Raw genomic sequence first — 21,677 nt, forward strand, 5'->3', positions numbered from 1 at the left:
AGCGCGGCCGAACCCGGCCGGGCAGTCCCTCGCAGACGGGACCCACCACGTGAACAGCTACCGCCTCGACTTCATCTCGGCCGACACCGCTGCGGGCGTCGAACTCGTCGCCGACAGCACCCGGTTCGACGCGACCGACGACACCAAGGCCATGCGCGACGCCACCCGCCTCCTCAAGGCCTGGGGCAAGCCGCGCACCACCACCGAGCGCCGAACCGGCCGCCTGTGGGCGCTGCGCGACCGCAACAAGGTGCTCGTCGGCAACGTCTGGCAATAGCCCGCCCCGGCCGGCCGCCCGACCCGCGCGATCGTCCGCTCCCGCGAACCGACTTGACCGGGCCGGCGGAGTCGAGCGTCCATGGCCGCCACCGCACGGCCGGACACACGCCACCCCGGAAACACCCGCACAACCCCGGAACCGACACCGATCCGAAGGAGATCGCACGATGAACACCCGATACCGGCGCCACGTGGCGGAAGCCGAACGCCTCGCCGGCATGGCCCACCACCACACCTACGGCGACGGTGAGGACGCCACGGTTGGGCAAGCCCTCGCCACCGAAGCGCTCGCGCAGGCCACCCTCGCCCAGACCCTGGTCCTTGCCGCGCTGCTCGAAGCCGTCAACACCTGCCCCCACCTGCCGGCGCGGGTGGGCAAGGTTGTCGGCGCCGGCACCGCCCACCCTGAGGAAGTCGCCGCGCGAGCCCACTCCGACGCGGGCTGACCCGGCCGCGCCCGTTGCCCCCGGACCCGCAGCGGTCCGGGGGTTTCGAGCGCGGCCGAACCCGGCACCGCGCCCGCTCGACCCCGACGACACACCGGCCGCGCGGCCGGTCGCCGAGCTCGCCGCGTGGGCGTCACGCCTGCGAGGCCACGCACTCGTCGTCGCAGGCCTCGACGTCCAGGACCGCCTGCCTGCTCGCCCGCCGTCCGGGGATCCGGCCGGCGGCCCACCGAGCACCGCTTGCCACCGAACGCGAACGCGTCCGCACGGCCCCGAACGCCGGCACCATCCCGCGCTGCGATCCCCGCCGCAGTTCAGGCCACACGAGCACACCCACCCAGCCGCCCGCACTCCACGCCGCCCCGCAATCGCCGCCCCCGCGAACGGACTTGACCGGGCCGGCGGAGTGGAGCGTCCATGGCCCCGCCCGGCCGGACATCCCGCCCGGGCCGTGGCGAACCCACAACCCGACACGATCGAAGGAGTACGCGATGAGCGATGCAACCCGGTACCAGGCCCGGGCCGTACGCCTCACCGAACCGCCCCGCCACGGCGGTCACGGCGACGGCGACGACCCGGCGGCCGCTCGGCCTTCGGTCATCGAGACGGTGACCCGCGCCGTCGCAGGCAGGCGGTGAACGGCCGTGACGCTGACCATGACCGACCTGTTCTGCGGCGCGGGCGGCAGTTCCACGGGTGCCCTGCAGGTCCCGGGGGTGTCCGTGCGGCTGGCCGCGAACCACTGGCGGCTCGCCGTCGAGACCCACAACACCAACCACCCCACGACCGACCACGACTGCGCGGACCTCTCCCAGGTCGACCCGCGCCGCTACCCCACCACGGACATCGGATGGTTCTCCCCCGAGTGCACGAACCACACGAACGCCAAAGGGAAGCGGCGCGCGGCGGCCCAGACGTCGTTGCTGGACGAGCCGCCGCTGCCGGACGAGGCGGCCGTGCGGTCGCGGGCGACGATGTGGGACGTCGTCCGCTTCGCCGAACACCACCGCTACCGCGCGATCGTGGTGGAGAACGTGGTCGAGGTTCGGGACTGGGAACTCTTCGGTGCGTGGCGCGCCGCCCTGCAGGCGCTCGGGTACTGCGTGCACCAGGTGTTCATGAACAGCATGTTCGCCGCCGCGCTCGGCCCGGCCGCCCCGCAGTCCCGGGACCGCTGGTACGCCGTCGCCCACCACGGGCCGTCCCCGTGCCCGGACCTGGACAGGTGGACCCGACCGACCGCGCACTGCCCCGCGTGTGACCGGCCGGTCCGGGCGGTGCAGGCGTGGAAGCGCCACGACCGCCCCGGCGGCAAGTACCGCGCCCAGTACGTGTGGCGGTGCCCGACCGCGCGCTGCCACGTCGAGGTCCACCCCGCGGTGCGGCCGGCGGCCGACGCGATCGACTGGACGGTGCCGGGTCAACGCATCGGCGACCGCCCGCGCCCGCTCGCCGCCAAGACGCTCGCCCGGATCCGGGCGGGGCTTGCCAAGTACGCCCGCCCGATCACCCTCGAAGCCTCGGGCCACACGTTCGAGCGCAGGCCGGGGGTCCGGACGCGTCCGGTGGACGCGCCCCTGACGACGCAGACCACGAGCATCACGAAGGCACTGGCGTACGGGCCGCCCGCCGCCGAACCCCGGGGCGGCGGTGACCACGGGCCGCTGAGCTCGCCGGTGCCCACGGAGCACACATTCGGGAGGCCCCTCCGGCCGGTCACCGCAGCCGAACACACGCTCGTCATGCGCAACAACACCCCGCGCGGCGACGCGGCCCAGATGTGTACTCCCGCGACCGAACCCCTGCGCACCCTCACCACCGCCGGGCATCAATCCCTGATCACCTGGCCGCCGTTGCTCATTCCCTCGGGCGGAACGTGGAACGAGGCCGCGCTACCGGTCGACGAGCCGATGCGCACCCGCACCACCAGCGAGACCGACGCGCTGCTCGTGCCCTACTACGGCAACGGCAAAGCGCGGCCGATCGGCGAACCCGCCTCGACCGTCACCACCATCGAACGCCACGCCCTCGTCGTCGCGGACCTCGACGTCCAGGACTGCCTGTTCCGGATGCTCGCCGTCCCCGAGATCCAGGCCGCCATGGCCTTCCCCGACGAGTACGTACTCCTCGGCACCAAACGCGAACGCGTCCGCATGGCCGGAAACGCCGTCACCCCACCCAGCGCCCGCGACCTGATCGCCGCAGTCGTCCACGCCCTCACGAGCTGACACACCCGCCCCGAACCCCCAGCCCCCGCGCGCCCGCACGACGCGACCGGGCCGGCGGAGCCGACCACGGCCAGCCCCGGAACCGCCGCACACCCCGGAGCGCCCCGCACGACCACAACCCGACACCGGACCGAAGGAGCAACAGCGATGAGCAGCGGAGCCCGCCACTACGTCGAGGCCGAACGCCTGGCGAAGATCGCCCACCAGTACAACCAGGGCAACGACCCGGTGAAGGGCCGGGCGTGGGCCACCGAGGCGCTCGTGCACGCCACGCTCGCCAACGCCGCCGCCGAGGCCGCGCGGATCACGCCGGACGACGTCGACCCGGGTACCTGGACGGACTGGCACCGGGTGATCGACGACCGGCTCGCCCACCCCGAGCCGATGGCCATGCGGGACCACTGCGACCAGGGCTGACCCGGCCGCGCCCGTTGCCCCCGGAACCGAAGCGTTCGGGTCCGGGGGTTTCGAGCACGGCCGAACCCGGCCGTCGCATCCCGTCGAACCTCGGGAGTCACGTTGACCACCACCCTCGAACGCACCGTCCCCGCCCGGGCCGCCGAGCCCGAGCGGCCGCACATCGTGTGCCTGTGCGGATCCCTCCGGTTCACGGCCGAGTTGGCCCGGGAGAACGCGCGACTGACCGCCCAGGGCCACTTCGTCCTCGCCCCGGCCGCCGTCGGCCTGGACCGGCCCTCACCCCTGTGGGCCACCCCCGACGCGGTCACCGCCCTCAAGGAACGCCTGGGCCGCGTCCACCGCGCCAAGATCGAATTCGCGCACGAAGTGGTCGTCGTCTGCCCCGACGGGTACATCGGCGACGACACCCTGAAGGAGATCGCCCACGCGAAGAGCCTGGGCAAGCCGATCACCTACCGCGACACCCGCGCGCCCGCCGGTACCGTCCGGCCGCCCCGGCCGGAACCGGCCTCGTCGGCGCCGGTGTTCGCCGCCGACTTCGTCCAAGCGCTGCGCGAGGTCCGCCCACACTGCGGCGAGGACGTGACACTGGAACTCACCCGCGGGATCCGGCTGCAGGCGCGCGGCGACCGGCTCTACGTCGTCGCCTCCGGCCTGTACACCCTGGGCGCCACCGTGATCGACACCCCCGGCATCGGCACCTGGGACGCGCACGTGCCCCGCACGGCCGTCGACGCCCTGACCACCCTGGCCACCACCGACGACGCGTACCTGGAACACGTCCCCGCCGAAACCGACCGGGACGGCACCTCCGCCCTCGTCGTCCACCTCGGCGCACAGCAATACACCGTCGAACACCACTACATCGGCGACTACCCGAACTGGCAGCCCCTGGTCGCCGAGGCGATCGCCGCCGGCCCCGCCCTCGACCGCGAGGTCGTGCTGTACGCCAACCAGCTCGCCAAGTTCACCCTCGACGAGTTCCTGCCGCTGGTGATGTGGGGCGGCAGCGACCCGGCACAACCCCTCGCCGTCACACGCGGCACCCACCACGTCGGCCTGATCAAACCCCAGCGCCGCGTATACGCCCCGGGCCCGGACGAGATCCGCGACGCCTGGCGGCACATCCTCACCGACACGGGCACCGCCCGATGATCCGCGCCGACGACACCGACCTCGGCGACCGCACCAGCCTGAACCTGCTCGCCGCCGAAGCCGCGATGTACTCGCGCGGCCCCGGAGTCACCGTCCTGCACACCCTCGCCGCCGGCCGAGGCCGCCTCACCGAGGGCGACGTCGACCAGGCGCTGGCCACCCTCGACGAACTCGCCGCCAACATCGCCGCCCGCGACGGCGTCCGCGGCCACGCCCACGCCCACGCACTGCGTACCCGCCTCGCCGACGTGCGCGGCGCGACACCGATCGACCTGACCACCTGAATCCGCCCCGGGGCGACCGCACGCCGCGACCAAACGAGCGCGGCCGCCCCGGGCCCAACCCCGCCCCCACGAAAGGGGGGCGGATGGAGGGACCCATCGTGACCGCCACCACCACCCACCGTCCACCCACACCCACGTCCGCCACCGAATCCGACCCGACCGAGCCCCTCTACCGCGAACGCGCCCACCTGGTGGCCGACCTCGCCGCCCGCTGGCGCTCCGTCCTCGTCGAACGCGCACCCGACCTGCCCCAGTTCGCCATCGTCTACATCCACACCGTCGCCGGCCAGATGAGCTGGCACATCAACCCCACACACCTCGACCTGTTCGGGCACGTCCGCGTCGTCGACGCCGACCACCCGCTCGCCCAATGGGACGGCCACACCACCACGCAGAAATACGCCAGGCTGCGAGCCCTGCGCAGCACCCTGCCCAGCGCCCCGCCCGCAGTCGTCGGCGAGCGGGTCTCGTACAGGGACGGCCGAGGCCACACGTGGATCACCACCGACAACGACCACGGCCGGCTGCGGTCGCGCACGCCCGACCACGCACCGGACCGCCACGACACCCTCACCGCGGTCCTCGCCGCCACCGGAACGCTCGTCGCGTTGGGCAACGCCCAATGACCGCGCCCGCGCCTCGGCGTCACCGACGATCGCGCCGACACGGCACCGTGTCCTGCGCCTCCACCAACTGCCCCCACCCCGCCTGCCGGACCGCCATGTACCACTACGACAAGCGCCGCGCGCTCGCCCGCGCCCGCGGCGAATGGCAATCGTTCGTCGACAGCGACCCCACACGCACACACCTGGAATCCCTTCGCGCCGCAGGCCTGCCCAAGACCCGCATCGCCGCCCTCGCCGGCGTGAACATCAAAACCGTGAACCGGGCCCTGGACCCACACCGGCCCCGCCTGCACCACGACACCGCACAGCGACTGCTCGCCGTCACCGTCCCCACCGACCCCGTCCTGGGCACCCGGCCCGAAAGCGTCGTCGACGCCACCGGCACCCGCCGCCGCCTCCAAGCACTGATCGCCCTGGGCTGGTCCCGACCAGCCCTCGCCGAACACACCCCCCGCTCCGCCGAGATGCTCGGCATCCTCGCCCGGGCACGACACGTCGAGGCCCGATCCGCGCTCGACATCCGCGACCTGTACAACCGCCTGTCCATGACCCCCGGCCCCAGCCGCCGCGCCCGCGCCGAGGGCGTGCAACGCGGCTGGCCCACTCCCCTGGCCTGGGACGACCACACCATCGACGACCCGGACGCCCGCCCCGTCGGACACCCCGCCCACGAACCCGACACCGAAAGGTAGGGCTCCCATGACCACGACCATCGATCGCACCGAGACCCCCTTCACCGGTCGGTCCTGGTGCGGCCCTCTTCGCGAGGCCGCCCGTACCCGTCGCGATCTTGCCGGGGGCCGGTGATGAGTACGTCGACGAAGATCGAGTGGACGCGGGGCGACGACGGATCCGCCGGCGCGACCTGGAACGCGGTCACCGGATGCACCGAGGTGCCCGAGGGCTGCGACCACTGCTACGCGAGGACGTTCGCCGAGCGTTGGCGCGGTGTCCCGGGGCACCCGTTCACGCAGGGCTTCGACGTCCGGTTGTGGCCGGACCGGCTGAGCAAGCCGCTGTCGTGGCGCAAGCCGCGGCGGGTGTTCGTGAACTCGATGTCCGACCTGTTCCACGACCGGATCCCGACCGAGTTCATCGCCCGCGTGTTCGCGACGATGGCGCTGAGCTCCCGCCACACCTACATGGTGCTGACGAAGCGGGCCGCGCGGATGCGGACGGTCCTGTCGAGCGGCGACTTCCGCGAAGCCGTCGCCGAACACGCCACCGACACCATCGGGAACACCCCGCCCCATCTCGGAGGTTGGCGGCTCGACCTCGGCGGGCACCGGCTCGCCGGCGACTCCGGACACGGCGGCGGCTGGACGGTGACACCCACACCGCACGGTCACCTCTGGTCCCCGCCCTGGCCGCTGCCCAACGTGTGGATCGGCGTGTCCGTGGAGACGCAGAAGTGGGCGGACATCCGGATCCCCCACCTGGCCCGGACACCCGCCGCGGTGCGATTCCTCTCGTGCGAGCCGCTCCTGGGCCCGATCGACCTCTCAGCCGCCGACGTCGACTGGGTCATCGCCGGCGGCGAATCCGGGCCGGGCGCCCGGCCGATGCACCCCGACTGGGCCCGCTCACTACGCGACCGATGCCAAGCCGCGAAGGTGCCGTTCTTCTTCAAACAGTGGGGCGGCCGCACCCCCACGGCCAACGGCCGCGAACTCGACGGCCGGACATGGGACGACCACCCCCGCACCGGAGGCCGACCATGACCCGCACCCGCGCCCGCACCCACGCCTCGAGGAGGACGAACACCCACGACAGCACAACCGGCTGCACCCAGCACTACCGCGGCCGCCGCACCTGCCGACACTGCCGCGCCGCACACACCACGCCCCCCGCAGCCCGGGCCGGCGACGGCCGGTTCGGGCTCGCCCCTCCCCTGGTCCGCACCCTGCGATCGGTCCTCACCGAACACACCACCCCCGACGGTGACCACCTCGTCTGGCACCGCCCCGGCGCCGTGCCGCCACCGCACGTGTCCTGGCAGGGCCGACGCCTGACCATCCTCACCGTCTCCTGGCTCGTCCACCGCCGGCGACCACCCCGAGGACTCCTGCGCCGCGCCTGCAGACGACCCGACTGCGTCGCCCCCGCACACATCACCGACCGCCACGACCGGAACGTGCAAGACGCCGTCCTCGGTCTCCCCATCCGCGACCTCGACCCCGACAGCGTCATGCCGAACACCCGCCTCCCCCACCGGTGGACCCCCTGATGGGAACCGACCGGCCACCCGCCTACACCCTCCCCACCACCTACGAACGCGGCTCCGGACGCATCACCCCACCGCGTGATCGACTCGCCATGGGCGAGGCCGCCTGGTTCTGCAACGACTGCGGCGCCGAACGATCCATCACCACCCGCAGCCCCGACGAGAGCGCCGCGCTCACCGCCCAATGGCACGCCCACACCTGCGACCCGCTCCCCGAACGGTGGATGGTCGCCCCCAGCGACATGCCCTGCGACCTGTGCGGCCGATACACGCGGAGCCGATCCGCGCGCGGCGGAAGGCCGTGCCACCCCGTCTGTGTCGCGCGTCGAACGGCCCGACACGCGGCCACGGCCAGCGCACCCTCGCGTGCGACACCCGAACGCGCGGCCGCTCGGCGGCCGGACCGCACATCCGGGCCACGCGGCGGCACCTGATCCGGCACCGCCCGAGCACCTTGGTAGACACCACCCCAAAAAGGGCCCTCACGCGCGAACACGTGCGTGAGGGCCCTTTTTGTTTGGACCCGATTTCCGTATGCGGTGAACCGCCGGCCGCCCCGGGCCCACCCCAACACCGTCCACCACCCCCAGGCCGCCCTTTCCATCCACGCGGCCGGTAACCACGGCAGTCAGGAGAAGTCCGATGACCGACACAGCGCCCGCCCGCAGCCACGACCACCCCGCCCCGGACGGTCGTCCCGCCCCCGGCGACGGCGGGCACACGGCCGCCGCCCGCGCGAGTCGCGACATCGCCGCACACGCCGCCTGGGGCGTGGCCTACCGAGCGGGCATGACGGCCTGGTCCTGGATTGAGAGGCTGTGGCTCATCCATCACTGACCGATCCCGGGCTCCGCACGCCACCCCGCGCGCCCTGTCGGGCGCCGGGGCGGCCGGCGCACACTGGGGGACGGACCCGAACCGACCCGAGCGGAGGACCACGCCCATGGACGAGCCCGTGCTGCGCACCCACATCGGCGTCGGATTCGTCGAGCTCCCCGGGTCGCTTGCAGGCATCCGTGCCGGACTCCCCGACGACGAGACACGCGAGGCGTTCGATCGCGAGATCTCCCAGGCTCCCCTCGAACACGTTGCGCTGATCGCCGCCGAATGGGGCCTGCCGCAGGAGGCCCGCGACGAGGACGACGCACTGATCGCGCGCATTCGCGCCGGCGACGCGACTGCGGCCCGCGAGCTCACCCCCGAGGAACTCGACTACGAGCCGGCCGAGCCGGGCCGGTGAGCTACCGCGTCCAGTAGGGCGACATCGCCCGCGCCGGCCGCGACGCACTCCCGCCCGACCGCCGCCGCATGTTCGACGCCGGCATGACCGCCCTGGCGAACGACCCCTACGGCTCGGGCTCCCGCGCCGTGCGCGACAACGACACCCGCCAGGCGCTGGTCGGCGGGTGCGTGACGATGTACGTCGTCTCCAGTGGCGTCTTGGTCGTCACCGTCGTCCGACTCCAAGGGCCACCGTGACCCGACACGCCTTCGCGTCGCTGCGGGTTCGAGCCGCCACCCGACAGGGCCGGAATCTCTGTCGGGCTTTGCCCCACCCGACAAGGCCACGGCGAGTGGGTCCCGGCTTGTCGGGTCGATGTCGGGACCCGCGTGGCGGCCGACACGGGGTTGAACACGCCTTCGTCGACTCGACACGGCGCAGCGGCACCCGCCCGCCAAGATCATTTTTGCCCGGTTGGGCAAGGGCGTCTCCGGGTCAACGCGGAGCAGCCGACACGGCCGGGGGGATGACGTGGCGATCGGACTGTGTCGGAGTGCGGCCGACACCGACCCGACACGTCTCCTCGGTCACCGATACGAGACGTACGGCTGGTGGCCGCCGTCTCGGTCGACCGGTTGGAAGTGCGCGTAGGTTGGCGGCCACGCAGGACCGGTTGACGGTGGTGTTTGCGATGCCGCTTGAGCGGTGCACCTCTCGAGCGGTACCGGACATGACGGGCCCGACACGAGGCGATCGAGACGGCCCGCCATGTTCGACCGTGTCGCGGCTGGGGCGGGTCCGCGCCTTCGTGTCGGGTGGGGCGCGGCCTCGGACGTTGTGTCGGGTACCTCCCGACACGGTTTGGCGGCTTGGCCCATCGGACTTGTCGTGCAGTCCTGTGGCGGCCGCGACCCGACACCGGATGTCGCCCCGACACGCATCGGACGCCAGCATGTCCATGTACCCGGAGCGACGGCCTTAACCGGGTTAAGGGTCGACATCGGTTGACGACTCGAGGGCGCGTGACGGGTCCGGCGATCCTCACATGTCGTGTCGCCGGCCTTAACCCGGTTAAGGCCGACACGGGTTCGTCGGAGCCTTAACCGGGTTAACGCCGCAGTTCAGACGCGGGCCATGAGTCGGTCGGTCAGGGCCAGGAGGGTGTCGTGCGGGAGGTGATCCACGATGGCGTCGGCCAAGGTGGCGGAGTCGCCCGCGAGCCGGAGGGCGTCGTACAGCACGGCCGCCAGCTGTTCCCCGGCGCCGGTGACCGGCGGAGGGGTTCGAAGCGGGGATCGGCGACGCGGCCTTAACCGGGTTAAGGCCCTCCGCCCTGTCGTCCTGTGTCTTCCTGGCTCGGGGGGCCTTAACCCGGTTAAGGGCCTTGGCGACCTATTGCGCGGAATGCGCAGACCGTAGAAGCCCAGTCTTGCCTGGCACGGCGCAGCAGTTGTCGGACGATGCCTGGCGGCGATGACCGTGTTGCCGACGGGGTCCTTGCCGGTTGCCCTGATGGCGGTGGCGCTTCGGTTCTTCGACCGAAGAACGGCGAGCCCGGGTCGGGGTATTGGGCCGAGATCGGCCGACTACGACGAGCCCGTGGCCAATGGCGCTACGGGTAGAAGATCTGGTTCACCGATACGACGACGTTGTCCTTCACCTCCACGTGAAAGTGCTTCGGCGCGTCCGGACGGATGTAGTCACGCACTTTCTCGGCCGTCGACGGGCAGGCCGGTGTGACGGGGTTGCCCTTGCGGAGCGGGCAGTAGGTGTCGTGCGCGGTAGTGAAATTCGCCTTGGCCGTGAAGGTGAGCCGGAACCTGGTCTTGTCGGGATTGATCCAGTAGTACTCGTTGCACCAACCCCCGCTCTCGGAGAGCGTCTCCCCGGCCTTGATGCACGCCGCCCGCGCCTCCTCGCCCCAGAGAACCTTCAAGGGGTCGACCATGATGGTCCGGCCGGCCGGGTCGACGGAGGCGAGCAGGACGTCGTGGACTCCGTCGGGGAGCGTCGGGGCGTAGGAGACCACGGCGCTCGGCGCCTTGCCTTCACCGAGCTCATGCAGCAGGTCGGCGACTTCGAAGACCGACTTGGCGGAGTTGAGCATGCCTTTCAAGGTGTTGACCGCGAAGGCCGCAGTCTCCCGGCCGATCCGGTCCAGGCCCATGGCCACGCACTCGCGGACCAGGTTCGCCAGCCGCCGGCCGCTGCGTTCCTCGAGGGTCGACCAGATGCGTTTGGCGCATCCCATGGCGTCCAGCAGGCCGTTTGCCGCGGTGAACAGGTCCGACTGGCCGGGTTCCGCGAACTGCCGGTCCTCCAGCATGCGGCGGGCCCGGACGAGGAAGTCGTCCGCGCTGTGCCCACCGACCGGCACCAGTTCCGCGAAGATCCTGGCCAGGACCTTGGCGCCGTCGTCGACCGACTTCGCGGCGGACATCAACCCGAAGATGACGTCGAATGTGGTGGTGAGCGCGGCGAACTCAAGGTCGACCCGGGCGGCGGCTGGAGTTTTGTCGGTGAAGGGCAACTCCGCGCTGCTCAGGCGGGGCACCATGCTGTCGCCCGCGAGGGACTCGAGGTAGCGGGCGAGCATCACGTGTGCGTCGTCGATCCTGCGTGCGTCGTACAATGACCAGCTCACGTCGAAGAGGCCGTTCGCCTCGACGGCGAGGGGGAACTTGCGCGGGTTCTCGATGCGCAACGCCCGGCGGGTCGGCTTCTTGTCCTCCTTGATGTCAACGACGCAGGCGCGGATCCAGCTCTTGTCGGGTGTGACGGCGATGTCCTTCACGCGGGTGACGGTCACGCCGGCCTTGGTCGAGGGGCTGCCGTCCGCGTTCCCGCGCCGAGAGCAGCGAGAAGTGCGGCGCCGTGGCGACCAGTTCGTGTGTGGTCCCGTCGTAACGGGTCTCCAAGGGGAACCACAGGCCCAGCGCGCCCTCCCAGATGGCGATGTAGGCGTTGGCCAGTGTGGAGGGCTGTTCGCCGGTGCCGTTGGGAAGATCCCGCTCGGGCTCGAACGAGAATCGGACCTCCGCTGCGGTCAGCGGGACGGAGGGCGTGATGTCGACGACTGGGCCGATGCGGACGGTTCCCGGCAGCATGCCGTCGAGCGGCGTCGCGTCCGGGAGGTCGGTACGCATCCGCACCTGCCCGGCATCCAGTCCGGGCTTGGCAATCCGCACCCCCAACCCCACGGAAGATGCCCAACCGTCCCGCCATCGGACAGTCTCGTCCCCAGACGGTCGTGCCCCGGCCGCAGGCGGCGATCCACGGGTGCCGCCCGAAGGCGCCGGACTCTTCCTCGGTTTCGCGCCCCCGTCGGTGCATGCGACGAGCAGCAGCAACAACGTCAGCGCGAGCACCCCGCCACGGGCACCCCACCCTGGTCTCCGAACCGCCATTGCCGCCCCCCGGCAAGAGTTCCGAGTTCCCCGAGTCTTCCCAACCCCCACCCACGAGTCTGACCCCGCGAGGTTCCCGAAGACCAGGGCCGAAACGTGCTCCCAATGGCGCGAAACGTTTCCTTTGCGAAAATACCGGCGCTCGCCATCCGACGGTCGAACAGACTGCCGACCACCTCGCCCACCCCAGTCCGCGCGAAGCACCGTGCCACTCCGGCACGCTCCCCGCGCACGTCGCCCGAGTCTGCGTGTGGCGGCCCCGGTCGTGTCCTGACCGGCGCCGAGCGTTAACCGGGTTAAGGGGTCGAGTCGAAGGGCGCGGCCACCGTGGCCTTAACCCGGTTAATGGTTCGTCGACGCTAGATGTGGGTCATCAGGCTGTTCGTCAGGGCGACGACCACGTCCCTGGGGAGGCGGTCGACGAGAACCTCGGCGAGCGCGTCGGGATCCCGGGTGATTCCGAGAACCTCGTCGAGGGCTTCGGCCAGGCGGACGTCACCGGGGGCGGGAGCCTGCGGGGTGTCCTCGGACGACGGCTCCTCGACCTGCCGGGGCGGCGGGGCCTGAGGACGAGGCTGCGCGGCCTGGGGCTGCGGACGGGCGGCCTTAACCGGGTTAAGGGCCTTCGCCGCCTCGGTGTGTTGCTGCTGGGCGGGCAGGCGTCCGATCCGCCGCCCGTCCTTGACCTTGAGCTCTCCGCTCTCCACCTTCTCCTGGAGGTCCTGGGGGAGTTGGAGGAGGGCCAGCCGTTGGGACACCCAGGCGCCGCTCTTGCTGAGCCGGCGGGCGACCTTCTCCTGCGATCCGTGGATCTTCAGCAGGTCACGGATCGCTTTGGCCTCGTCCAGCGGCGGGACCTCGGCGCGGTGCAGGTTGGCGACGAGCGCGTTCTCGAGGATGTCGGCCGCGCTCGCGGCGAGCGCGTCGTTGACGTCGATGCGCAGTTCGTCCAGGCCCGCCAGGTGTGCGGCGGCCAGGCGCCGGTTGCCGTCGAGCACGACCCAGCGGGCCGGGGCGAGCGTGTCGCCGTGGTCGGGGTGGGCTGCCTCGAACGCGGCGCGGGTGACGACGGTGAGCGCAACCAACTGCCCCCTCTCGCGGAGGGAGGCGATGGTCTCGTCGAGTTCGACGAGTTCTTCACGCGGGTTGTACGGGTTGTGCGTGAGTTCCGCGAGAGGGACACGTGCGGGCGCGCGTCCCTCGCCGTTCATGATCTCGCTGCGGGTGCGGACCCGGCGGGGCGCGGGAGGCGCCTCGACATCCTCGTCCTCGACGCTGAAGCCCGAGGTGACGCGCGCTGACTTCGGACTCATACCGCCAACTCCTTCGCCAGCTCACGCATGACGCGGGCGTGTTCGCTGTCGGGCGCGTACTCCAGCAGCGGGATGTTGCCGTCCGAGGCCTCCCGGCCCTCCTTGAGGTCGCCGATGACGGCGAGCACACCGGGGTTGGTGCTCTTCTCCCACTGTTCCTTGTTGGCCTTCACTAGCGTGCCTCGGCGCCCGTCGTAGGCGTTGACGATTAGACCCAGATAGTCGATGTCCGTGCGGGCCTTCTGGCACAGGTCGTTGATCTGGGCCTTCAGCAGCTTGAACGCGCGGTGCGAGGCCCCGTTGGCCCACACGGGGGTGAGAACTCCCGAACGGTCGGCGCGTTCGCCGTCACGGCGGCGCACGTAGTACAGGGCGGTGTCCATGCTCAGACCGAGGCTGGGCGGCCCGTCGATGACGATGACGTCGTAGTCGCTCTCCAGCGGTTCGAGGGCACGCTCCAGAGCCGACTCGCTGAACCGGATCTTGACCATCTTGGCGTCCATGAGGAACGCGTCGTCACACGCCGGGAGCACGTGGAGTCGGTGCCCGAACCGCTCCTGATCCAGGGCGACCAGCAAGTCCCTTATGTCGCCGCGGGCTTCCTCGGCCATGTGGGACAGCAGACTGTCCTCGCCGTCCGGGATCTCGTCGAGGCCGAGTTCGGCGGTCAGGTGGCCCTGCGGGTCGTAGTCGACGAGCAGCACCCGCAGCCCGCTCTCGGCGAGGGCCTGGGCCATGCCGGAGGCGATGAACGTCTTGCCGACGCCGCCTTTCTGGTTGGCGACGATCACCCGCAGGACGGGTTGCGCCGTCAACGGGGCGGTGGGGGAGGGGTGGTTGCCCAGCCACAGGGTGACCGCCTGGGCGAGGCCTTGGACGTAGGTGATGCCGCGCTGTCCGCATTCGGTCTTGAACCGGTCCGGCTCGCCTACGGGCAGGAACGTGCCCCAGGTCTTCGCCCCGGTGGTGTCGACCTCGGGCGGCGACTCGGTCGAGTACCAGGCCCGGACGGCGTGTTCGGCCGCGTCCTGGATGTCCAGGCCGTGTTCGAATGCGCGGATCTTCAACAGTTGGCGCAACTGTGGAGCGAGAGCGGTGATTAGCTTCTCTCGGTCCTCACGCTGGTTTGGGATGCTCACGGCACCGAACATTACTAGGTCGCGCGGCGGACACAACGGAGGTAAAGCGGTATGTCGGCCAACCCGCGAACTCCGCCCGGCCATGCGATTGGTGAGCGGCGGCGGCGCCCGGTCGCGGCAGAGGCCGATGCCGGACGGTCGGGCGCGGATGGCGTCGGCGAAGGAACGGGCCGCACGAGGGCCGAAAACATTGCATCGGGCGTGGGTGCGGCCCTCGGCGTGGCGATCCGTCTCCCCTTCCAGCGGGGCGATTTCGCAAGGCCCCGGCCGTGTGTTGCTCATGTCGACTGCGAGAACTGTGCACCGGGGAGAGCCTGACCGGACGTGAGATCGCCCACCGCCTGAGTCGGACCTCCCCCTGATCTCGAAGCAGGGGACGGGGTGACGATCCCGAACCTGCCAACCTCGATGCCTGTCCCGTTCGGTCGACTCGTCCCCACGTCGCACGCGAACTCAAAGCCGACGGACGGACTGGGTGGTCGGTGGGGTGGGTGGTCGGCAGACGCAGGAACGGGGGAGGGGAGTGGCGCTCGACGAGGGGTGCGTCACCCATCATCGGGGAGCTTGGCGGGCCGTGAAGTCCTGCCCCCGTTGGAAGCCCGATTTCCCTCCGGCGCTCGCGTCGACGCGATGACGCGCTCTGGTGGTCAGTCGATTGGTTGTGCGCCGTGTGCCGGTGCGACGGCTTCGATGCGGCGGGCGAGTTCGAGGTCGTGTTCCGCGACGTGTCCGCCGAGGTCGCTGGAGCTGATGCTGATGTGGAGGGTCTTGTAGCCGAGGGTCGCGTCGGAGTGGTGGCCCCAGGCGTCCTGGATGGCGGCGATGTGCATGACGAACGCCGCTCCGGCGATGTGCGGGATCCCGTATGTGCGCTCGATGCGGCGCCCGTCCGTGGCCCATCCCGGGAGGTCGGCGGCGAGTGCCTTCTCGATCTGCGACAGGGTCAGGGCTTCGGCCATGGTCACGCCTCCAGGGTCAATGGTGCGAGCAGGGCGGCCAGTTCACGGCCGATCGAATGATCGTGCCATGCCTGCATCTCCCTCTCCAGGGCGGCGAGTTCACGAGCGGCCCGGACGCTGCCGGTGCCCAGGGCCGCGTCGACCGCCACCCGCGCGGACTGCAGCGCCGCCTCGGGTTCGCCCAGGCCCGCGCGTGCCCGCGCCTGGCGTGCGCTCCACACTCCGACGTCGCGGCGCGCGGATCCGCCGGATGCGGGGATGACCTGCTGCCAGAGCCGATTCGCGTCCGCGTGCAGACCCAGGCGGCCGTAGCAGGTGGCGCGTTGCACTTGTACGTAGTGGGGTGTGCGCAAGCATGCGGTGCCCCAGACTTCCTCGTCGACGTTGCCGACGAGGTGCTCGGCCCGGTCGAGGAGTCGGTCCGTCCGGGTGCGGTCGCCCAGGAGCGAGGCGCCGTGCGCCTGTTGTTGCAACGCGAAGACGCGCAGCTCCGTGGGCAGTCTGCGCCCGACGGTGAGGACGTTGGCGCACAGGTCGACTGCGGCGGCGCCCGCTCCGGCGTCGGTGTGCGCCATGGCCCGGTCCACGAGGGAACAGGCCACCGCGTGGGCGTTTCCGGAACGGTGCGCGAGTTCGGTGGCCACGCCGTGCCACTGTGCGGCGAGAGCGGTGTCGCCCGCGTCGAGGTGGAGCCAGCCGGCGAAGGCGGCGTATGCGCTGCCGGTCCCGGACAGGCGTCGGCGAACGGCCGACTCCGCCTCCTTGAGGAGGTTGCCGATCAGGTGCAACTGCGAGGTGACCGTCCCTATGAGCGCACGCGGCCCCAGCATCATGTCCGCCCGATAGTGGCCGGCCAATTGCTCCTCGAAGTAGTCGACCAGGGCCGGATCCACGCGCCGCGGTTGCGCCGCTCGCGCTGTCCCGGGCCACGCGCCCGCGGAGATCGCGAGCGCGCCGCCGCCGACCGACCGTCGGCGATCCACCGACTCGCCTACGGGTGTCGGAGGTGGATCGTTCACCGGCGCCGGGGAGTCGACCGGCCCGATTCCCAGCTCCGCCTCGGACATCGCCGTGAGTGCGACGAGGAGGCGCCGGTACATGGGCCGCGGGCGAGCGGTCTCTCCGTCCTCCCAGCGCGCGATCAGCCTGGCGTCGACAGAGGCATGGCGCTCGCCGAGCTCGTCCGCCTTCGCCTGGAGCGCGAGGGCGAACTCGGACCGGGACTGCTTCCACCGCTCCTCGCGGACAGCGCGGAGGCGGGTGTTCGGTGTGCGACGGATCGCCATGCGGTCCCCCTGTGCGCGGCGGCGGTGCCCCACGCTACCCCCGCGACGGAACAACCACCGTGCATCGGGCTTGAATTGCCATCGGTTCGCCATCGACAACGCCATCGTTCCGCCGCCTGCCGCCCGGTGATGATCGTCGCGAGCGGGTCCGGCGGCGAGCCCGGCCACCCTCCGACTCGTATGCCGTACACGGCGATGCCGGGCCCGCTCCCGAACCTTCTCGACGGCCGCTCGGCCCGACCCTGCCGACGACGAGCAGCCACCACCCGCGCTCACCCACGATGGGAGCCTTCGTGACCGATACCGAGGCGGCGGTCGAGACCGTCACCCTGCCCGCCTGGAGCATCCACCTCGTGCCCGTGGAGCACCCGCGGCCGTGGCGGCTCACGGTCGTCTCGGCGGGGATGCACGCACCGGCCGTGCAACTCGAACGCGTCGCTGTGCACGTCACCGATGTCGAGGTGGCCGCGTTCGCGGAGACCCTGCTGCGTCCTCGGCATCCGCAGGAGCCGCAGCCCGGCAGGGCGCGCGTGGTCCGGGACGGGTTCGGCCTTCTCCTGCGGGTCGTCGTCCACCCGATCGACCTTGAACCGGGCGTGGTCGCGCACATCGAGGAACACCACCGGCGGATCCTCCTCGACGACATCGGCCGGCACCGCCCCGATCTGATTCCCGCCGGCACACCGCTCGAACCTCGGTTGTGCCTCGACCCGACGCCGGTGACCGGACTGACCATCGACCAGGTCGCCGAGCTGCACGGGCGCCTCGGCCGATGGCTCGCCAGCGAGGGCATCCGCGCCGCCATCGCCGACCGAACCGTCCGCCGCAGGGTCCCCGACCCGGAGAGCAACGGATGATCGGCGATATCGGTGACCGTTTCGCCGCCGAGGGAGCCGCCCTCGAGCACCTCGCCACCCCGTGTCCTTCCGGACATCGTCTCGGCCGAGGACTGCCGCACCCACCGTCGCGACACCCGTGCGGCATGTCACGCCCTTCGTGCTTCCGCAGTGCTCGACGCACATCGCACCGAAGTACGCGAGACGGCGAGCACCACGACGGCACATGTCGACCTGCAATGAACGGCTTCCTCGCCACCCATCACGAACTGACACCGGAACGGTATCGACGCTCTCCGAGCCTGATCGTCGCCCGGCGCACATGGGCCCTCGACTCGATGGCGTGGTGAGCGAGCACGGGACGGCGCACCCGACGACGCACCGGAGGATCCCCGACGTCCACGCGCTCGGCGCCACCACACCACGCTCAATCTTGTCGTCGATATCAAGCTGGTGTGGACTACAAGGATCGAGACGCACGATCGAAACGCTACGTGCCTGACCGGTGCTGAAGCGAACCGCAATCGACATGCGCGCGCCCGGCGCAATGAGTGTCGGGTAGTTCGATGTACGCGGACGGAGCCATGCTTCGAGTTCGAATCACTTCTCCAGGAACGAACGTGCGCGTGAGGCCGATTTGGCCCTGAACGCTCCCCGACCCCCGGTCGCGCGTTCCGACCGGCGGAGATCTCGCAGTTCGTATCGCTGATCCTGAACCGAGTCGCTTTGGTCGCTCCTTCCGGTGACACGGGCCCATGGCCCGGCGCAACGAGGATGTTGAATCACGACTTCGTCAGGCGTGGTTGCGGCGGTGCAGGCGTACGGCCTTGACCATCGCGACGGCCGCCGCGGTGGACAGCACGGCGCGGATGCCGTTCCAGATGTTCCAGGTGGTCTCGAAGTCGGCGCGGGTCTTGCCCGGGTCGACGCTGCCGGCGCCGGCGAGCATCTCGTTGAGCGGGACGTTGATGCCCAAGGTGGTCAGGACCGTGGTCGTGTAGAGCGCAAGGGCGGCGATCGCCCACCGGTACGTTGAGCCGCCGCCGCGCTTGCGGAGCTTCCAGGCGGCGATCGCGGGTGTGGCGAGTGCCGCGGTGAAGACGGCGAAGAACAGCGGGTTCTCGATGTTGGTGTTGATGTGCTGCATCGAGTGCACGAAGTCGGCGTCGTCCTTGGTGCCGAGCAGCGGCATGACGACAGTGGAGAAGGCGACGTAGGTGCCGGCCATGAGGGTGTTGGTCACGGCACCGGCGGTGAGCCAGCGACCGACGGTGTCGCGGGTGCCGGCGATCGAGCGGGCGGGGGCGGTGAGGGTGTGCTCGATGACGGCCATGGTGAACTCCCTGGGAACGAGGATGTGGGGGCGGGGGGTTTCGCGATCTCCGCGTCGGCCGCTCCGCTCTCGGCATCTCAAGGCTCGCGTTTGCGCCGACTCAGAACAACGGTGGTTCAGGCAACCACGGTTAACCCCGGAGTTACCGATGAGCGCCGACCGACGATCGGCCGGTTGGGCCGACAGCGTTCCGAGACGATGAGGCACCCTCGATGGTGACCCCTGGGCGCGCGGACATGCAGTGCCACGGCTGGTGCGGCCGGGAACGTCCGCCTCGGGGTGCTCGAAAGTTTTTGCGGTTTGGGTTGGACGCGGCCGTCCTCTCGTACGGGATACCCAGTGAAGGCAACTCGCGCGCCCCTCACGCTCCCGGCTCCCTCTCCGCGCATTCGGGGGCGCGCATTTCCACACTTCGGAAGGATCGCCGTCTTGAATGGCATCTTCGGGCCCGACGGCGCCAGAGATTTCTGGCTGGGCATAGGTGTGCTCGTCATCGCGGACGTGCCCACCGTCGTTCGTCCACCGCGTCCGGTCGCGGTGCGCCGCCGGACACACCCCGCCGCCCCCGGTGGCCGGCCCACGCCTGTGGTGGGCGAGCACGCAGGGGGACGACGATGAGCGAGTCGCCCGAGCGGCTGGACGACCCGTACGATCCGACCGACGCGGAGATGGCCGAGTTGGGCATCAGCGCGATCGAGGTACTGGACGCGTTCGAGGACTTCGACCCGGACTGTCTCCTCACCACGTTCCACCCTGCGGACCCCGAACGATCCTCGGGCGCCCCGTCGGCCGCGGACGCCGCGGAAGAGGAAAGCGACGGGATCGACCTGACCCAGGTGTTGCCCGACGACTTCGTCGTGTTCCTCCACGACCACATGCATCGCCTCACCCGGTTCGCGCTCGGCTACCTGGACTCGCGCAAGGACGCGGAACAGACCGTGTCCGATGTCATGTTGGAGGTGTCCCAACACTGGGAGGAACTCCCGGAGCAGGCCCACCAACTCGCCTTCCGTCTCCTGCTGGGTCGCCTGGACGACCAGGCAGGCCGGCGTGCTCGGGCCCGTCGGGCCGTGGCACCCCACCGCCCGGAGCCCGAACGCCCGGAGATCCGGGCCGCGTTGCCGTGGACGGACGCGTTCGTCGAGTTCGCCGGCGCCTACCGGCCCGCGCTGATCCGCCACGCGCGCCGACGACTGGGGGCACTGCACCAGGACGCCGAGGACGTCGTCCCCGAGGTCATGCTCGCCATGTACATGCGCTGGGACCTCATCACCGAGCACCGCAGCCCGCCACAGGCACTCGCGTACCGCATCGTGCGGGGCAAGGCCGTCGACTGGCAGCGCCGCCGCCGGCACACGCGCGAGATCAGCGTCGACTTCACCTCCGCCCACGCCCCTGACGGCCCGGCCGCCGCCACACACGACGACCCCGGCCGATTCGTCCCCGAACGCGACCCCCTCGCCCGCGCGTTCGCGCTCCTGCCCCTCAAACGCGGAGCCTGCGCCTGGCTGCACCTGGTGATGCAGGTGCCGCTCTGCGACATCGCCGACTACCTGGGGGTCACCATCTCCACCGTCCGCTCCCACCTGCATCTCGCCCGCCGGGACCTCGCCGCCACATTGCGCGAGACCCTCCCCGTCGACCCCGTCCGGCCCCATCCACCCCAGGGGAAGAACATATGAACCCTCTAGATCACGCACTGCAGCAGCGTCGTCGTGCCCTCGAAGAAGCTTTCGCCGACTACGACCCCGCCGCCGCCACCCAACGTCTGGCCTCGCGCATCGTCCAGGAAAACCTCGCGGCCTCACTGATAAGGCCACGGCCGGTCCCCGACCCGGACGGCTCCGGCCCGGACACGAAAGAGAACGCCGCCCGCAACCGCGCCGCCGCCGAGATCGAACACCTGTGCCGCCTGGTGATCGCCCGCCCCGACACCTCCCGCCTGCTGGGCGAGTTCGTCGGCAACCGCGCCCCGGCCGGCGCCGTCGTATTCGCGTGCCTGCTCTACCTCACCGGCCGATGGGAACCGGCCGCGTTCTGGTGGCGATTCGCCGCCGGCGCGGAACAGGGCGAGGCGATGCGGTTCCTGGTTCTGCACCACCGCGCCGAGGGCGAGTCCGGCGACGCCCAGTGCTGGACCGACCGCATTCCCGACGACACCGCCCCCACCCCGTCCGCAGCCCCCAGCGGTCGGCGGACGAGCGAAGCGGAGACCTACGTCTCGCGCGCCGAATCCGCGATACGGGCCGTCGAGCACCCCGACTTCGGAGAGGTCTGCGTACCCCAACCCTCGCTTCCCTGCCGCGTCACCGTCGCCGGACACTGCTAGAACACCCACCACCGACAAGCAGCGATCCCACCGCTCGCCCAGCCGACCACCGATACCCGCACCCCACCCCGACCACGACCACGCCGGCTGCCCATCCTCGCCGGGCGCAGCCGATACGGCGCCGTTCCCCACCCCGGGAGCGGCGCCGTTGCGCATGTCGCCGACGGGTGTCGCCGGCATCGTGCGAGCTC

At 71.0% G+C, this 21,677-nt stretch carries 25 protein-coding genes; 18 read left to right on the forward strand and 7 right to left on the reverse strand.

All coding sequences use genetic code 11. The annotated features are described in order from the left end of the window. The first annotated feature begins 49 nt into the window (after positions 1 to 49). From ACIRL2_RS45865 to ACIRL2_RS45935, 15 genes are all read left to right on the forward strand, one after another. On the forward strand, positions 50 to 277 hold the full coding sequence (locus ACIRL2_RS45865; protein ID WP_402240825.1) for a hypothetical protein: 228 nt from the start codon (positions 50 to 52) through the stop codon (positions 275 to 277). 169 nt (positions 278 to 446) lie between these two features. Then, positions 447 to 725 carry a hypothetical protein gene (locus tag ACIRL2_RS45870; protein ID WP_402240826.1) on the forward strand — a complete coding sequence of 93 codons (279 nt, stop codon included), beginning with the start codon at positions 447 to 449 and terminating at the stop codon, positions 723 to 725. A 491-nt stretch (positions 726 to 1,216) separates the two neighbouring features. After that, a complete protein-coding gene (locus ACIRL2_RS45875) occupies positions 1,217 to 1,363 on the forward strand; it encodes a hypothetical protein (protein WP_402240828.1) in 147 nt (48 codons plus the stop codon). A 6-nt stretch (positions 1,364 to 1,369) separates the two neighbouring features. Continuing rightward, on the forward strand, positions 1,370 to 2,953 hold the full coding sequence (locus ACIRL2_RS45880) for a DNA cytosine methyltransferase (protein WP_402240831.1): 1,584 nt from the start codon (positions 1,370 to 1,372) through the stop codon (positions 2,951 to 2,953). Between the two features lie 147 nt (positions 2,954 to 3,100). Beyond that, positions 3,101 to 3,370, forward strand: coding sequence for a hypothetical protein (locus ACIRL2_RS45885; RefSeq protein ID WP_402240834.1), 270 nt, complete (start codon positions 3,101 to 3,103; stop codon positions 3,368 to 3,370). A gap of 102 nt (positions 3,371 to 3,472) precedes the next feature. After that, positions 3,473 to 4,528 (forward strand): hypothetical protein, encoded by a 1,056-nt coding sequence (locus ACIRL2_RS45890; RefSeq protein ID WP_402240836.1) that lies wholly within the window; start codon positions 3,473 to 3,475, stop codon positions 4,526 to 4,528. Further along, on the forward strand, positions 4,525 to 4,812 hold the full coding sequence (locus tag ACIRL2_RS45895) for a hypothetical protein (RefSeq protein WP_402240838.1): 288 nt from the start codon (positions 4,525 to 4,527) through the stop codon (positions 4,810 to 4,812). Before ACIRL2_RS45890 ends, ACIRL2_RS45895 begins: the two co-directional genes overlap by 4 nt. Positions 4,813 to 4,895: 83 nt before the next feature. After that, on the forward strand, positions 4,896 to 5,438 hold the full coding sequence (locus ACIRL2_RS45900) for a hypothetical protein (RefSeq protein ID WP_402240840.1): 543 nt from the start codon (positions 4,896 to 4,898) through the stop codon (positions 5,436 to 5,438). Positions 5,439 to 5,533: 95 nt separating this feature from the next. Further along, the gene (locus ACIRL2_RS45905) at positions 5,534 to 6,130 is read left to right on the forward strand and encodes a hypothetical protein (RefSeq protein WP_402240842.1); all 597 of its coding nucleotides are present in this window, start codon (positions 5,534 to 5,536) and stop codon (positions 6,128 to 6,130) included. 114 nt (positions 6,131 to 6,244) lie between these two features. Continuing rightward, the gene (locus tag ACIRL2_RS45910; protein WP_402240843.1) at positions 6,245 to 7,159 is read left to right on the forward strand and encodes a DUF5131 family protein; all 915 of its coding nucleotides are present in this window, start codon (positions 6,245 to 6,247) and stop codon (positions 7,157 to 7,159) included. Then, positions 7,156 to 7,665, forward strand: coding sequence for a hypothetical protein (locus ACIRL2_RS45915; protein ID WP_402240845.1), 510 nt, complete (start codon positions 7,156 to 7,158; stop codon positions 7,663 to 7,665). The genes ACIRL2_RS45910 and ACIRL2_RS45915 overlap by 4 nt, the downstream gene beginning before the upstream one ends. Continuing rightward, positions 7,665 to 8,096, forward strand: a complete 432-nt coding sequence (locus ACIRL2_RS45920) for a hypothetical protein (RefSeq protein WP_402240848.1) — start codon at positions 7,665 to 7,667, stop codon at positions 8,094 to 8,096. Before ACIRL2_RS45915 ends, ACIRL2_RS45920 begins: the two co-directional genes overlap by 1 nt. Before the next feature lie 208 nt (positions 8,097 to 8,304). Further along, a complete protein-coding gene (locus ACIRL2_RS45925) occupies positions 8,305 to 8,499 on the forward strand; it encodes a hypothetical protein (RefSeq protein ID WP_402240851.1) in 195 nt (64 codons plus the stop codon). 106 nt (positions 8,500 to 8,605) lie between these two features. Further along, positions 8,606 to 8,902, forward strand: a complete 297-nt coding sequence (locus ACIRL2_RS45930; protein ID WP_402240854.1) for a hypothetical protein — start codon at positions 8,606 to 8,608, stop codon at positions 8,900 to 8,902. A gap of 68 nt (positions 8,903 to 8,970) precedes the next feature. Further along, positions 8,971 to 9,141 carry a hypothetical protein gene (locus ACIRL2_RS45935; RefSeq protein ID WP_402240857.1) on the forward strand — a complete coding sequence of 57 codons (171 nt, stop codon included), beginning with the start codon at positions 8,971 to 8,973 and terminating at the stop codon, positions 9,139 to 9,141. A gap of 1,355 nt (positions 9,142 to 10,496) precedes the next feature. Here ACIRL2_RS45935 and ACIRL2_RS45940 read toward each other — a convergent pair. The 6 genes from ACIRL2_RS45940 to ACIRL2_RS45965 form a co-directional block, all read right to left on the reverse strand. Beyond that, positions 10,497 to 11,678, reverse strand: coding sequence for a hypothetical protein (locus ACIRL2_RS45940; protein WP_402240859.1), 1,182 nt, complete (start codon positions 11,676 to 11,678; stop codon positions 10,497 to 10,499). Next, on the reverse strand, positions 11,623 to 12,072 hold the full coding sequence (locus ACIRL2_RS45945; protein ID WP_402240861.1) for a hypothetical protein: 450 nt from the start codon (positions 12,070 to 12,072) through the stop codon (positions 11,623 to 11,625). Before ACIRL2_RS45945 ends, ACIRL2_RS45940 begins: the two co-directional genes overlap by 56 nt. A 578-nt stretch (positions 12,073 to 12,650) precedes the next feature. Then, a complete protein-coding gene (locus ACIRL2_RS45950; RefSeq protein WP_402240864.1) occupies positions 12,651 to 13,604 on the reverse strand; it encodes a ParB/RepB/Spo0J family partition protein in 954 nt (317 codons plus the stop codon). After that, on the reverse strand, positions 13,601 to 14,743 hold the full coding sequence (locus ACIRL2_RS45955) for a ParA family protein (protein ID WP_402240867.1): 1,143 nt from the start codon (positions 14,741 to 14,743) through the stop codon (positions 13,601 to 13,603). The genes ACIRL2_RS45950 and ACIRL2_RS45955 overlap by 4 nt, the downstream gene beginning before the upstream one ends. Before the next feature lie 647 nt (positions 14,744 to 15,390). Beyond that, entirely contained in the window at positions 15,391 to 15,702 is a 312-nt protein-coding gene (locus ACIRL2_RS45960) for a 4a-hydroxytetrahydrobiopterin dehydratase (RefSeq protein ID WP_402240962.1), read from the reverse strand. Positions 15,703 to 15,704: 2 nt separating this feature from the next. Continuing rightward, the gene (locus ACIRL2_RS45965; RefSeq protein WP_402240870.1) at positions 15,705 to 16,988 is read right to left on the reverse strand and encodes a Twin-arginine translocation pathway signal; all 1,284 of its coding nucleotides are present in this window, start codon (positions 16,986 to 16,988) and stop codon (positions 15,705 to 15,707) included. A 293-nt stretch (positions 16,989 to 17,281) separates the two neighbouring features. Between ACIRL2_RS45965 and ACIRL2_RS45970 the strand changes: the two genes are divergently transcribed. Further along, the gene (locus tag ACIRL2_RS45970) at positions 17,282 to 17,845 is read left to right on the forward strand and encodes a hypothetical protein (RefSeq protein ID WP_402240872.1); all 564 of its coding nucleotides are present in this window, start codon (positions 17,282 to 17,284) and stop codon (positions 17,843 to 17,845) included. Positions 17,846 to 18,617: 772 nt separating this feature from the next. Here ACIRL2_RS45970 and ACIRL2_RS45975 read toward each other — a convergent pair. After that, positions 18,618 to 19,157 carry a DUF1772 domain-containing protein gene (locus tag ACIRL2_RS45975; RefSeq protein WP_402240875.1) on the reverse strand — a complete coding sequence of 180 codons (540 nt, stop codon included), beginning with the start codon at positions 19,155 to 19,157 and terminating at the stop codon, positions 18,618 to 18,620. A gap of 614 nt (positions 19,158 to 19,771) precedes the next feature. On the opposite strand from ACIRL2_RS45975, the gene ACIRL2_RS45980 reads away from it, so the two are divergent. Together ACIRL2_RS45980 and ACIRL2_RS45985 are read left to right on the forward strand one after the other, a co-directional pair. Then, positions 19,772 to 20,839: an RNA polymerase sigma factor gene (locus ACIRL2_RS45980; protein WP_402240878.1), complete on the forward strand. Its 1,068-nt coding sequence runs from the start codon at positions 19,772 to 19,774 to the stop codon at positions 20,837 to 20,839. Continuing rightward, the gene (locus ACIRL2_RS45985; RefSeq protein ID WP_402240880.1) at positions 20,836 to 21,486 is read left to right on the forward strand and encodes a hypothetical protein; all 651 of its coding nucleotides are present in this window, start codon (positions 20,836 to 20,838) and stop codon (positions 21,484 to 21,486) included. The genes ACIRL2_RS45980 and ACIRL2_RS45985 overlap by 4 nt, the downstream gene beginning before the upstream one ends. Positions 21,487 to 21,677: the final 191 nt, after the last annotated feature.

This window comes from Embleya sp. NPDC127516, from assembly GCF_044765325.1.
Classification (GTDB): domain Bacteria; phylum Actinomycetota; class Actinomycetes; order Streptomycetales; family Streptomycetaceae; genus Embleya.

Bases quoted from the DNA above. Each gene is read 5' to 3' on its own strand.
- ACIRL2_RS45920 (WP_402240848.1), top strand. From the start codon at position 7,665: ATGGGAACCGACCGGCCACCCGCCTACACCCTCCCCACCACCTACGAA.
- ACIRL2_RS45895 (WP_402240838.1), top strand. From the start codon at position 4,525: ATGATCCGCGCCGACGACACCGACCTCGGCGACCGCACCAGCCTGAAC.
- ACIRL2_RS45870 (WP_402240826.1), top strand. From the start codon at position 447: ATGAACACCCGATACCGGCGCCACGTGGCGGAAGCCGAACGCCTCGCC.
- ACIRL2_RS45930 (WP_402240854.1), top strand. From the start codon at position 8,606: ATGGACGAGCCCGTGCTGCGCACCCACATCGGCGTCGGATTCGTCGAG.
- ACIRL2_RS45975 (WP_402240875.1), bottom strand. From the start codon at position 19,157: ATGGCCGTCATCGAGCACACCCTCACCGCCCCCGCCCGCTCGATCGCC.
- ACIRL2_RS45925 (WP_402240851.1), top strand. From the start codon at position 8,305: ATGACCGACACAGCGCCCGCCCGCAGCCACGACCACCCCGCCCCGGAC.
- ACIRL2_RS45900 (WP_402240840.1), top strand. From the start codon at position 4,896: ATGGAGGGACCCATCGTGACCGCCACCACCACCCACCGTCCACCCACA.
- ACIRL2_RS45905 (WP_402240842.1), top strand. From the start codon at position 5,534: ATGTACCACTACGACAAGCGCCGCGCGCTCGCCCGCGCCCGCGGCGAA.
- ACIRL2_RS45915 (WP_402240845.1), top strand. From the start codon at position 7,156: ATGACCCGCACCCGCGCCCGCACCCACGCCTCGAGGAGGACGAACACC.
- ACIRL2_RS45960 (WP_402240962.1), bottom strand. From the start codon at position 15,702: ATGGCCGAAGCCCTGACCCTGTCGCAGATCGAGAAGGCACTCGCCGCC.
- ACIRL2_RS45985 (WP_402240880.1), top strand. From the start codon at position 20,836: ATGAACCCTCTAGATCACGCACTGCAGCAGCGTCGTCGTGCCCTCGAA.
- ACIRL2_RS45965 (WP_402240870.1), bottom strand. From the start codon at position 16,988: ATGGCGATCCGTCGCACACCGAACACCCGCCTCCGCGCTGTCCGCGAG.
- ACIRL2_RS45980 (WP_402240878.1), top strand. From the start codon at position 19,772: ATGAGCGAGTCGCCCGAGCGGCTGGACGACCCGTACGATCCGACCGAC.
- ACIRL2_RS45875 (WP_402240828.1), top strand. From the start codon at position 1,217: ATGAGCGATGCAACCCGGTACCAGGCCCGGGCCGTACGCCTCACCGAA.
- ACIRL2_RS45950 (WP_402240864.1), bottom strand. From the start codon at position 13,604: ATGAGTCCGAAGTCAGCGCGCGTCACCTCGGGCTTCAGCGTCGAGGAC.
- ACIRL2_RS45910 (WP_402240843.1), top strand. From the start codon at position 6,245: ATGAGTACGTCGACGAAGATCGAGTGGACGCGGGGCGACGACGGATCC.
- ACIRL2_RS45885 (WP_402240834.1), top strand. From the start codon at position 3,101: ATGAGCAGCGGAGCCCGCCACTACGTCGAGGCCGAACGCCTGGCGAAG.
- ACIRL2_RS45935 (WP_402240857.1), top strand. From the start codon at position 8,971: ATGTTCGACGCCGGCATGACCGCCCTGGCGAACGACCCCTACGGCTCG.